This is a genomic window from Brevibacillus panacihumi W25, from assembly GCF_000503775.1.
Taxonomy (GTDB): domain Bacteria; phylum Bacillota; class Bacilli; order Brevibacillales; family Brevibacillaceae; genus Brevibacillus; species Brevibacillus panacihumi_A.
This window is the reverse complement of record NZ_KI629786.1, coordinates 456,286-469,940: the sequence shown is the minus strand read 5'-3', so window position 1 is coordinate 469,940 and position 13,655 is coordinate 456,286. Positions and strand designations below refer to the sequence as shown.

Sequence of the window (13,655 nt, the reverse complement as noted above, 5' to 3'; positions counted from 1 at the left end):
CGATTTTCAGCTGACGTATAATTAGCGAATTGTTAACGAATCAGCAATGGTTTAACTTCATCAATAATCTTTTCTAACGCTTTTGAACATTGCTCGTACATCTGCTTTGTATTTTGTTCTTTGGTAGATAAGCCAAACATTTCGAGATTCGCTTCACACTTTTTCAATGTTGCAAGCAACGCGGCTTTTTTCTGGGGTTTCGGTACTTTGATCTGATCATCAAATAAATCAACGTATAGCTGGCCATAGGAATCCACCTGTCCAAGAAATACGTTATCAATCGAAACACCTAATTTCTCCAGTTCCGTATCCAGCCATTTCCTGTTTAGACCTATCGTGGCAAGCGGTTCGTCCATTATTTTTCCATCCATAATGACCGATTGAGGTTCTTGTTCCGGCCCGACATTTATTCCCAGGTGTTTAGGCGTTAACGGTTGATTTTCCTTGGTTAAAAGAACGCTAACGTCACCGCTTGACTCCATGATGGCGAATTCAACATCGGCAGCTTTGAACACATTCTTTATTCGAAGCTGTTCCATAAGTTCATCCGTGGTAATCCTTTCTTTTTTTAGGTTATCCTCCATGATCTTGCCGTCCTTAATGAGCACTGTTGCTTTGCCGTCGAATAGGTCTCTTGCCGTTTTGCTTTTCAGCTGTAAAAATTCAATCCCTAAAGAAACAACGGTCCAAACCGTCATCGAAACCAAGCCCAGATACCAATTGGACTCCAGATCCAACGAAACGTAAGCTGCAAGGCTGCCGATCGTGATTCCGGTGATATACTCAAACAATGAAAGCTGTGATACCTGTCGTTTACCCAATATCTTCGTTAGGACAAAAAGAACCCCCATAGACAATAACGTTCGCAAAGCGATTTCTACCCAATCCGGCATAATATCACCATTCCTTTCCAATCACATTAATCGACAAAAGTTAATATGTCCTAATTCCATTATTTTCATGCATTTCCATTTGAATTTTTTTTCTAACGTATACTTTTGTTGCGAGACGGAAATATTAATTTCGGTATTGGGAGAATGTAAGCATCTATTCCTATTACCCCTGAAACATTATCCTATCCTAAGGTAAAGGAGGTGACATTCCGTGACAGTTGCTTCTCAAGTGAAAACGTGCGTAGCATCTTTAAAAAGTGCTCAGGCGAGTCTGGAACAATTTGCTTTGGAAACACAAAATCAAGAAGCAAAATCGCTCTTTACGAATGCGGCCCAACAAACCCAACAAATCGTGCAGCAAGTAGAAAGCCGCGTACAACAGTTGGAAAATGAAGAGCCTCAATATAAGGGGTTTTAAGAAAAACAGACAAACCATGAATATTGAGGACATGGCTTGTCTGTTTTCATCGGTGAACAGATTAGAAAAGAGATCAAACCCTACAAGTTGAGTAGGGTTTGATCTCTTTTCGCCACTATTCTTTTGTTTAGACAGCTAACCTTGGATAAACCTAAACACTGCCGCCCCCATCGCCACTGCTAAAGTTGACAGTATCCAAGTTCCCCCTCGGCCCAACGCACGCCCATGGCTACGGCTGCCAAATGATGAAGGTTGGAATTGAATGCCGATCTTTTTTCCCCATTCGCTTCCCTTGGGCGCTGTCCTATTGGAGTTGCCGAAATCATTGTAAGATTGTTGTATTCGATGGTCAGGAAGCTTTTACTGGAGGCATCAATATCGGGGATGAATATACCGGATTAAAGTCGAATGTCGGCTTTTGACGCGACACCCATATTCGAATAGTGGGTTAACCTGCAAACGAACTGCAAGCAGTCTTCGACGCCCATTGGAATATCGCGCCTTACTTTGTGCCAGATGCAGACATTATTATGGCGATTAAAGCAGCTTTGGTTCGCGGTGTCCGAGTGCGCTTAGTTCCCCGCCACGTGGTATCGATCATCGTAGGAGCTGCAAGTCGGACCGGAGAAATTGCCGAGATAGGCTCCTCAAATTTTGATTTAAGAAGCTACCGTCTGAATTATGAAGTGTGCGAAGTTGTGTACCGTTCTGAAGTAGCACGAAAACTGGCGGAACAATTCGAGCATGATCTTGCGGACTCCATTCCCTTACGGATGGAAGTCCCGCCTCAACGCACGCATTTGCAGCGGATTCTCGATCAAACGGCGTGCTTGCTTTCACCAATCATTTGATGAAAGAGGAAATGAAAAGTTGTTTCTTCAATTCTCAATTGAGTTCTTGCTAGGTTTTGTAGGATTGTCCATCATTACAAAGATGTTAGGGAAAAACCAATTTAGTCAAGTAACACCGTTTGACTTCATTTCAGCTATTTTTTAGGTGAAGTCGTTGGAAATACTCTATATGACATGCAACTGTCTACCCTATGCTGTATTCTTTATTCTTATGGAGGTCATTTATGTTAGCTATTAAGACGGCAGGCCAAAAGTTTTGGAAATAAGAAGTTGGATCGATGGAACCCTGTGCCTTTATTCCGGTAGTAGCATAATTACCCAATAGTTGGATTTCGTGCCGAATCAACTTATAAAAATATGGAGACTTAGTCCCTGGGCATCCGTTGAACTGCTAAAAAAATAAGAAGTATCAAACCCATATACCCAAATAGCGGATAAAGATAAGTAAGTAAGGAGGTGAAACCGGCTTGACTAATCAAAAAACTAGCAAGTAATATGCCAAGAACCAACCAACTTTTAGGAAGATTATAAAGACTTTGGATTTGACGAGAAATTCCGAATACATTGCCTATCAATGTGGTGAATATTTCTCCATAGATTACGAGCAAAAACAATACATGAAAATACCGCCCGAAATCTCGAATAATCTCGGCCATCGGAATATCGTATTGAAGAATCTCGGGCATCTTTGAGCTCATTGCAAAATGGCTGACAAGAAGCATAAAACCAAGACCAATGCCTCCCCAAAACCCTCCCCATTTTAATGCGCTTTCGTCATCCACCTCACTCCCCAGAGGAACCATAACGGCTAGAATAAAAGCAAAATTCAATCCTGCATACACAAACGGACTCACGAACCACTTCAAATTGTACAGTTGTTGGTTCTGCCAACCGACTATATCAAAAATATTGTCTATTCTGACAACCTTTACGACAAGGAGAATAGTGAAAAAAAGCATCATGGGAACAACTAACGAGTTTACGAACATAATTCCGCTGATTTCCTTCGTCATCACCAGATAACACAAAACGATGCTGATGATAATACCCAGTTGATAGGGTAGACGGAGTTGTTCTTCGAAAATGGTACCGGTTCCTGAAAGCATCACGGCCGTTACCCCAAATAGAATAATTAAAGTCAAGGCATTTGCGACTTTGCCGAAAATCTTGCCAAACAGATAAACATTAAACTCCTGATATGAAAATGCTTTGATATGGTGAGCTAGAATCATCATTTTAGTGCCGATCCACACAAAAAGAAAGGTGCTGCATAAAATGCCTAATACCCCATAGGCTCCGTATACCGTGAAAAACTGCATAATCGACTGTCCTGAAGCAAATCCGGCTCCCACCACGGTTCCCGAATATGTTGCGGCGATTTGTATTATCATACTTGTATTTTTCTTCATATTTCACCCATGTCCTGGTATAGTATAGAATCATTAAATTCTATGCTTAAAAAAAATGCTTATTCCAAAAGGAACTCGTTGTCAGCCGTTATGACGAGAATCGATAGTGGTCCGGTAGATCATCAATTAACAAACTTGAGTCTTTAACAATGACATGGTAAATATGCAGCTCATGAATCTGGGCATGATTTTTGGAATCGGTAAACTTATGGTTTTGGCCTTTATTTATCTACCGAGGATGAATCTGTGCAATCAACGCCCCGCTTGGCGATGCTCGAAGCCAGCAGATATAGCCCCACATAGATAGGAAACGAATATGTATGTTTCCAGTGAACGGGGTGGTATAAATCGGCCATTTGTGAGACCGGCTCGGCCACAAAAGCGGAAAATCCCCCAAATAGGAGAGCTTTGAACAACGGATGTATGCCAGACTTGTACTGGTGTAAGAACATAACCGTGACGGGAAGAAGTGAAAAATTCCATGGAAAATTAGCGGGCATGAATGGTATGACTTCCCAGTGATAATGCCAAAGTCCCATGGCAATCCCAAGCTGGTCCAGCCACGACGACACGATAATCATCATAAACCCGGATAGGAGAACCTGTCCCGTAGCTCTCTTATCCCGAAATCCGATCCAAAATAGCCAGGGGCATATCGATAAACCTACTCCAAACCACCATTGCTGCGTAAACAGTACGTGAGTGCGCCAAATGTCAGTCATGTTGCGGTGTGCTTCAACAATCAATTGATAGGCTTGTTCGATTGCATGATGAATCTGATTTTCGTCCACCGATTCCACCCCTTTCCGTTATCTGGATCCCCATCATGTGCTCTTCTGTTGACAAGACGATGCACCAGCGATTCCATTTCCATACCCTGCACAGAACCCGGCAACGATCATTTTTTATCCGTCAAGGCCATATTTGGGGACAATGACGGATAGGTGCCTGCTTTATAACCGCGAGTTTCCATACAGTATATTCGACGTTACAAATACGCCAACCGGCGGCAGCGAAGTTGAAGACGGTTGGGGCGGGACATAGCCGCTATACTCCGGCAAGCTTATATCTGTTGTCGCTACCCAGGTTCCATACTCACCTGCCTGTAAAGAGGGGGGGAGCATCTGGAGGCGTCCGGTGAGAACCAGATGCCGAAGTTGAATCTGGACATCGTCGTAGATGGATAAATGGCCGGAGTAGGCGGCGTAGGGGGAATGAAACATGATCTGCTGCGCGCTTTCATTCCAGCTTCCTTCAATCGGAATCGGCGTTCCGCGAAATCGGATGGTGCCTTGAATTTGTTGATCCGGCAAAACACGCATCACGAGTTTGCCCCACACAACCGGTCTTCCGGCGACAGATGCATGAACCCCCCATATGGAAAAGGGAGGTACACTCTTTGTACTTGTTTGAGCCGCAACGGACATGATTCATCACTCCTCAAAAGTTGGATCACGTCATTATATGCGTCCTCGGCAAAAATGCCAGTCACGGGGCATGGATTCTTTACAGATAACCGAACAGGATCAAGTAAAAGAAGATGGACAGTATCGTCATCGGGATGCTCCAAACCGGCTTTGTATGATGGAGCATCAGAAACATGTGTACATCAAAGAAAAGCGACCACCAGCAATTCCAGCCGTGGGAGTAGGTAATATAACCGAGGCGATATCCAACCCATTCTACACCGATATAGATCAGCACCCATTTTGCAATGTGAACCGCAGCCTTCCATTCGACTTCTGGAAAACGAGTCAGGTAGAGAAAAGCAGTCAAAGGATAAATGCAAAAGGTGTGCAGCATCACAACGCCGGTATAATTGATCAGTTGATCCGGTTCCAGACGCCACACATAAAATTTTTCGTGCGAAAAAAATTCGTAAAGATTTGGAAGCTACCTTACGATTCCAGAGGCGTCGAACGTCAATTCCTTTCACACATCCTGCAAGGGGGAATTCCTGTGGATTGCTGCGCACCTTCCGATCATGCCGGAATCGTATGTTGACCGGATCAAAACTCAGGTACAGGCTGGCCGCTGCGCATGCGAAATCCTCAATCCGCAGGGGACTTGCTGTTTGGGGAATGTGAGCGCTTTTGTACGCGGCTTCAAACGTTCCATGTCATGAAGTCGCGATCATTGGCGAGTGACACAGGGCGCGCGAGCTGCGTCTTCATCGCCGGTCCGCATGCGAATCGAGCATCCCGGTATGCTCCAACTTCAGCGAAGCATGAATCGTTACGTCCATATCCGGCCATCGTTGGTTCCACTGCTCACGGGTGAATGGCCGTTCCTTCCATCCTACCGTGTGCATGCCCAGGCCGAACGGGTCGACACATAACGACTGCGTTCGATCGATGACTTTCTCCAGCTTCTCCTGAATTCTCCGTTCAAGCGAACGCTCGAACTCCTGCAATTCCAGGGGGCTGTCCGTCTTCTGTCCGGCGGGGACTTCTTCCACTCGTCCTTTAAGCATCACATCAACATAGACTCTCCGGAACGAATCGGTGAAACGAATTTGCCGCTCGGTTTTTATACTGCCGAGCACGACATCCGCCGCTGGCAGCGGCACCGTCTTTTGAACGCCTCTCTTTTCATGCAGCATTTGGAAAAAGACGTCATCGGGCAGCGAAACCGTCCCGACCATCTTATCCCCGCGGAACAGCGCCGTCCCGGAATAACGAAGTTCATTGTTCGCGACGGCGTAATAGGGAAGAACCGGATCGGCATAAGGGTTGTACACCCTGGCCAGGAATTCATGCACGTTGCTTGTCGTCAATTGCCCTTGCTTTTCGTAGTGCTTCTCCATGACGGTGACGGCGCACGGATAAAATACCACATAGCCTGTCCTGTCGCATCGATTGGCGGTGTCTCACAATGGAGGCAAGGGGATTTTAGCGCCCTATTTCATCTCCAAAGGAGGCAACGCCCATATGGATTCGTCCTTGCAGGAACAAATGGCCGCTTTTCGCTACAGCCTGATCGCACCCGTAGTCAGTCGGCAAACGCCGCTTGCGCCCGGTGAGCTCAAGGCTTATTTGAAGCAGGCCGCTTCGTAGGTCTACCACATTCCCGGCAGCACGAAAACTCAGGTAAGCGTGCGTTCACTCGAACGCTGGCTGAACCAGTACCGGAGGGGCGAGTGGAACGGCCTGAAGCCGAAAGCCCGCATCCGGAAAACCAATCTGTGCATCCCGCCAGCGGTACTTCAAGAGGCGATTCGCCTACGCAAAGAGCGTCCTGAGCGCAGCGTCGAGCAGATCATCTTTCTGCTTGAGGAAAGCGGTCAGGCCGAGGCTGGTACGGTTGCCGCAAGCACACTCTCCCGTCATCTTAGAAAGGCTGGCGCAAGCCGCAAAGAGTTGCTCGTAGAGAGCACGGAGAAAGGGTTTCGGCGATTCGAAGCTGAGGATGCTCATTTAAGTTGGCAATTCGACTTTCAGCACACGCTCTATTTGCCCGACCCGAAAGACCCGAAGAAACGAAAGAAAGCCATCCTCTTCGCGATCCTGGACGACTACAGCCGCTACATTGTCCATGCCGAGTTCTATTGGGATGAAAAGCTGCCGCGTATGGAGGACAGTCTCAAGAAGGCGATTTTAAAACATGGAATTCCTTCTCAATTCTACTGCGATAACGGCTCTGCGTTTTCTTCCCATCATCTGGTGCGCATCTACGGCAAGCTGGGCGTTCAGCTTTCGCACAGTACCGTCCGACGCCCTGCTGGTCGCGGTAAAATTGAACGCTGGTTCCGTTTTATTGATACCAGCTTCAAGCCGGAAGCTTACGCGCTGATTGAGCAAGGGCGACTAACGACGCTCGCCGAGCTTAATGCCGCGCTCGCCGCATGGCTGGACGGATACTACCATACTCGGGAGCATGGCTCTACCAAGCAATCTCCCAAAGCGCGGCTTTCCTCTTGTAAGCGGGAGATGCGGCGCAAAACGCTAGCGGAACTGACGGAGATCTTCCTCTGGGAAGAGCAGCGAACCGCCGACAAAACCGGCTGCGTCAGTCTCGATGGCAACACGTATGAGGTCGATCTTGAGCTGTGCAGAAAGCGTGTGGTGCTTCGTTATGACCCCTTTGAACTAAGTGCCATTCAGGTCTGGTATGAGGACAAGAGGTACGCCGATGCCACTGTCGTCGATTTAGCTCGTCCCTACGACCGCCGAGTAAAGCCAGAGACGACCTCTTCACTTGTCGTGGAACCGGACGGGCAAGTGGCCTTCCTGGAACTGGCGGAACAGAAGCGGCAAGCGCAGTGGACAAGCGAGCCTGTCTCTTATGCCACGGTGGAAGGGGATGATACGCCATGAATTCGGTCTCGCAAGCCCCTCCCACGCCGCAAAGGCCCTTTAGCAAAGAGCTCGATCCGATGCTCTGTTATGCGTTCAGCGGGCATAAGGAAGCAGCCGCCCGATTGGACCTGATGATTAAGCACCGAACACTCGGCGTATTAACGGGCGAGGTGGGCGGCGGCAAATCCACCCTGATCCGGCGTTTGTTCGCTTCGCTTGATCCGATGACGTACTTGCCGATCTATCTGTGTTGCGCCAATCTGAAACCGCGTGAATTTTATGCTGGACTGCTTGAAGCTGTGGGCGTAGAGCCGGTTTACACGGTGTCCAAGGCGCGAAAGCTCTGGCAAGAGGTGGTGCGCAGCCGGTCTGCGCCAGGAGAAAAAACGTTAGCCGTCATTATTGACGAGGCACATGAAATGAGCGAAGCGATGCTGCTGGAGCTGCGATTCGCTCTTAACTACAACATTGACTCCGCGGCTCTGTTTCCGCTCATCCTTGTCGGCCAACCTGAGCTTCGCAAGTTGCTCCGGCTCAAAAAGTATGAAGCGACCCTCCAGCGCATCGGGATGCAGTACCATCTGGGCGGCATGAACAAGGATGAAACGAGCGCCTATATCCGTCACCACATGACCGTAAGCAAAACGGAGAAGCCTGTTTTTGCCGAAAGCGCACTCGGCCGTATATTCGCAGCAAGCCAGGGACTTCCACGAGTCGTGAACCAAATTTGCACGCAGATCCTGCTCGATGCCACCGCCCGAAATCTCGAGGTTGTTGAAGAAAGTGATGTCGTTCGCGTGCTCGCGGACATGGATCGGCAGCGAGGCCTCACGAATTAATTCGCCCTTATCCCCTATATGCACATGAATTGGCGTATGCCGTCTCTTATTCACAGAGATTGGCGTACGCTTCGTCTATTGAATGGCGATACACTTCTCACCTGCCTGGCGGGTTGACGTTACATATCTACCGTCATTGTCGGTAAGATTCACGCCGCCATTTTACGTGAGCGGCAACACTATACGGGCAAGAGTTGCTGCTTACATATGGCATGTATACGAAACCTTTATTTATTTCTATTGGCCGTGCGCGACTCCCAGCGTGCGGCTCGTCACATAGTGGTGGTCAAGCACAAGCCTTTATTGGAATGGTTTCAATTGTCTCTCCCTTAGTTCTTGAATTTTATTTTCTAAATATTCGATACGAGATTTTAGTTGTGCTTTCTCTATGACATGTTTTCTGCATATTTCCAGAAGTTTCTCGTTCTTTTCCTTCTCATTCTGAAGCGCCTGCTTAACTTTTTCATACCGATTCTCAAGCAATCTTTTACCGCTTGGTCTGGTTGACGTTTCGATTGCAGTAGCTGCAATTTCTTCTGCCCCTTTTTCAATTTCCATCTGCAGCAAAATGGCTTGATCACAGCGTTCCTTAAGATCAGGACGATTATAGATCGTCTTTCGCTCAATGCCAGCTTTTTTAGCAATCGCTGATATGGACAGTTTTTTCTTCCCTTTTCGGAGGTTTGTTATTGCTTGTTCGATACGCTCCAGTGTAACGAGTTTATTTTCTTTAGAAGGGTCACTCATGCCATTCCCTCCCATTCGCTTGGTGTGATATTGTAATCTGAATGATTATCAATTCCGGAATAATTCACCTGGGTTTCCAACTCATCAATAATTCCTACGAGGTATTTTTCAATTGTCTTTAACTTGTTCTCATAAGGACCCCCAGCAGGTGCAGATGCCAATTCGCTACGAATTTTTTTCAACCGGCCTTTATGAACTTCAAGAAAGTCCGGAGTAGTCAAAAAATTGCGGCATCCTAAACATACCCCGTCGCCTTCACAAGGTTCATTTCGCATTGGATGGTGAAGACAAAGTCCATGTGACAAAATTTGAATCTTATGCGCTTTACGCAATTTATCAACTTGTTCGATGGTCTTTCCTTTGAATGGGTTATTTACTTTAAGTTTTTCTTTTATTTGAAGAGCCTGCTTACCAACAAGAACTGCGCCTTCATTGAATACTTTCGCGAACTTGTTCCTTACATCCTCTTGAAGCAGGTGTGTATAGTGCTGTGTACCTCTAATGGACTTGTGATTTAACAATTCCCGTATGGTTTCCAGAGAGGCCCCGCCTTTTAAAGCATACGTAGCGCAAGCGTGGCGGAATGTATGAGATGAAAAATCAGCAATATCTCCATTTTTATATCGGAGATTGTGTTTTTGAAGCCAGGGTCTTAGAAAATTCTTTGACCAATTTGCATGGGAAACTATACCCACGGGATATCCTTTGACATTACGTATTCGATTAAGAAATAAATACGGTAAGCCCGATTCTTTTCTTAACGGATCCGTGTATTTTTCAACTTTCGTAATGGCTTGTACGACAAGGGCATTCGCTGGTTTATACACCCTCGTAGGTTCGGCTTGCAGTTTACCGGTGTTGTATACTAATTTTGTTTCTCCGCCAATTGGCTCAATGGAGGCATTATACATCGTAATGATTTCGCTAATGCGAAGTCCAAGCTGCAATCCAACTACTACGCTAGCTGCAACAAGTATATTTTCGTCCATATCTAAATCACTTACTGCTTTACGCAATATCCGATCGATCAACTGTTCGTCCGATATTTTATCAATGTTTACTTGCTCTGCTTGCTTGGCATCCTTCTTTAACGCTTTGTTATTAATAATGAGCTCATTGTACATGCCCTGAACAAATCGAACATCTTTTGGAACATCCCAGCCTTTAATATTTCCCTTTAATAAGATTTCTTTTAACGCCAATGCACTTTTCTTGATTGAAACAGAGCTTATTGACTGACCACTTGTCTCGCTTTTCGCTTCAGGCAAATACGTAAAATACTTCTCCAATAAACTCTGATCAATTTCTGAAAACGACTCCACTTCCGGCGCATATTCTTTTATAAATTTAGAAAATCGAACAACACCGTCTAAATTTCGTTTGGCAGTTGAAAACTTGCCCGTGGTTAACTCATGATGCATAAACCATTTTATTACTTCTAGCATTTTGGGCTTATCAACAACAAATTCAAAATCAATCATAAGCCTCTTGCCAGACAAATGCTCTACATTAATAAATCCGTTAAAATCCCATACATTGTCTGAGAATTTACTATTACCGCAGCGGAAATCTAATTGGGGTATTAGGGGGTTGTAATCAAACAATTGAAGCTTTATACTTTCAACCACTCAGCATCGCCTCCAAACGCCCTATAATCGTTTCTAAGGCGTATTCAACAGTCTCAAGATGATTCGTCGTACCGATGTACTCCTGAGCCATATATGCCTCTCTGTTGGCTCTGAGACGATCCAAATGGTCTTTATGAATTGGTAAGTGTTCGGGAGTCGTGATAAACTTAGGACAGATCACGCACATATTAAATTTAGAGCATATCTTGCCCTCATTATTTATCGGCTTCTGACAAGCCCCATCAGGCAATGAAGCAGACAATAGCGTTTCCGTGTCGAGATTCTTTCCTTGACCAAGTTCCTTATCACTGATTTCCTTGACTATCATGCCGATAAATCCAAGCTTTTTATATTCGCTTTCAACTTTTGGATTTTTGACTTTTGCATATAAGCTTGTGGAGTGCAATGATTCGTGACCTAAATATTCTTGAATTTCAAACATGCTCATGCCCTTATTTAGCATGTCCGTTCCAAGCGTATGCCTAAATGCGTGAAAGGTTAATGGGTATAATTCGCCATCGTTATCTCTGATATCATGCTTTTTGACAAACCGATAAAGTTTATCTCGAAATATTTTTTGGAGCAGTCTGGCGTACCGTATATTCCGTTTTTGCCAGTAAAGACAAATGTAATTTGTTGCAAGTTCTTTCCTGGCCACTTCTGAGTATTGTTCAAGTAGTTGAACTGCCCGTTTGACTCGATTTGATACGGGGATATATCTGTCAGCCTTATTTTTCGGAGAGAAAACATACAATACGGGTTTTCCTGTAAAATCTTCAGTTATACACCCCTCGGTTAGGTCCAAAACCTCTGAAAGCCTGATTCCCGAATCGATGCCGATCTCCACAATAGACTTCAAGAGGATGTTTTTCTCCTTTTTTAAAGCTATTTCAATCTGTTCCATTACATTATCGGGTATATACCTTGTCCTTAAAACATCATCTTGCTTAAGTGCTTGGTACTCATCTCCATCAAAAACCTGTCCCTCCGGAAAACCATCATACTCAAAAAACTGCCCATGTTCTACTACCCATTTTAGTGCAGACATAGCAACCGATCTTGTAGAGTTTGCTAATTGAATCTGTTGTAAATAATAAATATACATTTGAGTGATTTGGTGCGATAAATCGGCATAATCCATAATTTTCAAATTGTATTCTTTCACGAATTCAAAGAACCGTTTCAATGAATAATTATATCGATACAGTGTTTCAACGCTCGGCTTCCCTAGACTCATGCATTCAATTGTTATTTGCTTATGTATTTTCTTGAACCATTTATTTGGCAAATATGAAAATTCAAAAGATAATTTATCACCATAACTCGATTGATACGGAACCTCCCATCTATCAGTTTTTGTATCAACTGTTGAAATATACGCTCTACTCAATTCAACTCCGCGCTCCTTCTCTGACGCATGAAGCTTTCATATGCCGTTGTTTTCGCTTCAAGCGACAAATGTTGATACTTACTCGTAGACTTAACATCATTATGACCTAACCTATTTTGGACATAACGCATATCAAATCCCGATTCGGTGAGTTCGGTTCCATGGGTGTGCCTAAGCATGTGAGGAGTGCATTTAATACCCACTTGTTCAGATAGCTTATTGAAGAGCTTTGTTATCGTATCGCGGATCATATATTGGCCAGGGCTGGTTTCATGATTCACAAATATCGTAAGATGTTTTCCATCATCAGGGCGATGATACAAGATATAATCCTCTATGGCAAAGACAATATCTCTGCTGACGGGTATTTCCCTTTCTAGTGATTTGATGTTGTGGTCTTTATGGTATAGTGGATCATGCTCTTTTACCTTTATAACCCCAACTTTTGTTTGAATCTCATAATCACCTATACGAAGACCTAGTGCCTCACTAATCCGGCAACCCGTTTCATAAAGAAATCTGAACAATAACTGATTTCGGGCATTCAAGCTCTCATCTGACTGTAACATCTCAAGTCCTTGATAGAGCTTTTCAACCTGTTCCCGAGTCAAACGCTTACCCTTAACTGATTTTTTCTCTTTAACTCGGAAGAAATTAAAACCCATATCTTTACGACTAACTTTCTGAACTAGGAAATGTCTGTTTTTTGAATCATCTTTATAAGTTAATGGGTTCTCCGTCACAAAGCCCCCAATCACTTCATAATATCGATAAAATGAGGCTATTGTTGCCATATACTTATTCTTTGTCTTTGCAGATTTCTCTTTGTCCGTCTTTCCGACTTTCGTTTTCAAATACTCAAGCCAAGAAAACATATCCGCTTTCCTAACCTCGTAAAATTTAAGCCCCACTTCGTTTAACCAAGTGAAATATTCCTTTAAGTCTCTACTATAACCTTCGATTGTGTTCTCAGAGTGCCCCTTCTCTTTTAAATAGTGAAGAAACAATGTTATTTCCTCGACAATGTTGTAGTCCTCATCCACAACTACTACATTTCGTTTTCCGGCCTCATTGAAAGTTTTTTCAATTTTCAGATTGCCCATATTCATCACCACCGAGATCAATCCTATATGATGTTTAGCCAATGTTTTCCCACTTTTACCGATCTTGAGTGTGTATATC

The 13,655-nt window shown here is 44.6% G+C and carries 14 protein-coding genes and 1 pseudogene; 5 read left to right on the top strand and 10 right to left on the bottom strand.

Features of this window, described 5'->3' with window-relative positions; all coding sequences use genetic code 11:
- Positions 1-32: 32 nt before the first annotated feature.
- Positions 33-893 (bottom strand): DUF421 domain-containing protein, encoded by an 861-nt coding sequence (locus T458_RS52035; RefSeq protein ID WP_023559063.1) that lies wholly within the window; start codon positions 891-893, stop codon positions 33-35.
- Between the two features lie 211 nt (positions 894-1,104).
- Here T458_RS52035 and T458_RS52030 point away from each other — a divergent pair, with 211 nt between their 5' ends.
- The 3 genes from T458_RS52030 (at position 1,105) to T458_RS58065 (ending at position 2,307) form a co-directional block, all read left to right on the top strand.
- The gene (locus T458_RS52030) at positions 1,105-1,311 is read left to right on the top strand and encodes a DUF1657 domain-containing protein (protein WP_007781230.1); all 207 of its coding nucleotides are present in this window, start codon (positions 1,105-1,107) and stop codon (positions 1,309-1,311) included.
- A 530-nt stretch (positions 1,312-1,841) separates the two neighbouring features.
- On the top strand, positions 1,842-2,162 hold the full coding sequence (locus tag T458_RS52025) for a phospholipase D-like domain-containing protein (protein WP_023559062.1): 321 nt from the start codon (positions 1,842-1,844) through the stop codon (positions 2,160-2,162).
- A complete protein-coding gene (locus tag T458_RS58065) occupies positions 2,056-2,307 on the top strand; it encodes a DUF421 domain-containing protein (RefSeq protein WP_326069412.1) in 252 nt (83 codons plus the stop codon). Before T458_RS52025 ends, T458_RS58065 begins: the two co-directional genes overlap by 107 nt.
- Before the next feature lie 220 nt (positions 2,308-2,527).
- On the opposite strand, the gene T458_RS52020 is transcribed toward T458_RS58065, so the two are convergent.
- The 5 genes from T458_RS52020 to T458_RS52000 all read right to left on the bottom strand — a co-directional run bounded on the left by T458_RS52020 (position 2,528) and on the right by T458_RS52000 (position 6,407).
- Complete coding sequence (locus T458_RS52020; RefSeq protein ID WP_023559061.1) at positions 2,528-3,571, bottom strand: YkvI family membrane protein; 1,044 nt, start codon at positions 3,569-3,571, stop codon at positions 2,528-2,530.
- Between the two features lie 221 nt (positions 3,572-3,792).
- A complete protein-coding gene (locus T458_RS52015; RefSeq protein ID WP_023559060.1) occupies positions 3,793-4,362 on the bottom strand; it encodes a CBO0543 family protein in 570 nt (189 codons plus the stop codon).
- Positions 4,363-4,524: 162 nt separating this feature from the next.
- The gene (locus T458_RS52010) at positions 4,525-4,998 is read right to left on the bottom strand and encodes a hypothetical protein (protein ID WP_023559059.1); all 474 of its coding nucleotides are present in this window, start codon (positions 4,996-4,998) and stop codon (positions 4,525-4,527) included.
- Positions 4,999-5,077: 79 nt separating this feature from the next.
- Positions 5,078-5,422, bottom strand: coding sequence for a hypothetical protein (locus T458_RS52005; protein WP_023559058.1), 345 nt, complete (start codon positions 5,420-5,422; stop codon positions 5,078-5,080).
- Positions 5,423-5,741: 319 nt separating this feature from the next.
- Positions 5,742-6,407 (bottom strand): Ger(x)C family spore germination C-terminal domain-containing protein, encoded by a 666-nt coding sequence (locus T458_RS52000; protein WP_023559057.1) that lies wholly within the window; start codon positions 6,405-6,407, stop codon positions 5,742-5,744.
- Between the two features lie 94 nt (positions 6,408-6,501).
- Between T458_RS52000 and T458_RS51995 the strand changes: the two are divergent.
- Positions 6,502-7,887: pseudogene (locus tag T458_RS51995) on the top strand (DDE-type integrase/transposase/recombinase).
- 59 nt (positions 7,888-7,946) lie between these two features.
- Entirely contained in the window at positions 7,947-8,708 is a 762-nt protein-coding gene (locus tag T458_RS51990) for an ExeA family protein (protein WP_252989872.1), read from the top strand.
- Between the two features lie 300 nt (positions 8,709-9,008).
- On the opposite strand, the gene T458_RS51985 is transcribed toward T458_RS51990, so the two are convergent.
- Genes T458_RS51985 through T458_RS51970 form a run of 4 tightly spaced genes read right to left on the bottom strand, consistent with a single transcriptional unit; the run spans position 9,009 to position 13,618 of the window.
- Positions 9,009-9,455 carry a DUF6262 family protein gene (locus tag T458_RS51985; RefSeq protein WP_023559055.1) on the bottom strand — a complete coding sequence of 149 codons (447 nt, stop codon included), beginning with the start codon at positions 9,453-9,455 and terminating at the stop codon, positions 9,009-9,011.
- Entirely contained in the window at positions 9,452-11,083 is a 1,632-nt protein-coding gene (locus T458_RS51980; RefSeq protein WP_023559054.1) for a tyrosine-type recombinase/integrase, read from the bottom strand. Before T458_RS51980 ends, T458_RS51985 begins: the two co-directional genes overlap by 4 nt.
- Positions 11,076-12,473, bottom strand: a complete 1,398-nt coding sequence (locus T458_RS51975; protein ID WP_023559053.1) for a tyrosine-type recombinase/integrase — start codon at positions 12,471-12,473, stop codon at positions 11,076-11,078. Before T458_RS51975 ends, T458_RS51980 begins: the two co-directional genes overlap by 8 nt.
- On the bottom strand, positions 12,470-13,618 hold the full coding sequence (locus tag T458_RS51970) for a tyrosine-type recombinase/integrase (protein ID WP_246062132.1): 1,149 nt from the start codon (positions 13,616-13,618) through the stop codon (positions 12,470-12,472). Before T458_RS51970 ends, T458_RS51975 begins: the two co-directional genes overlap by 4 nt.
- Positions 13,619-13,655 lie beyond the last annotated feature (37 nt).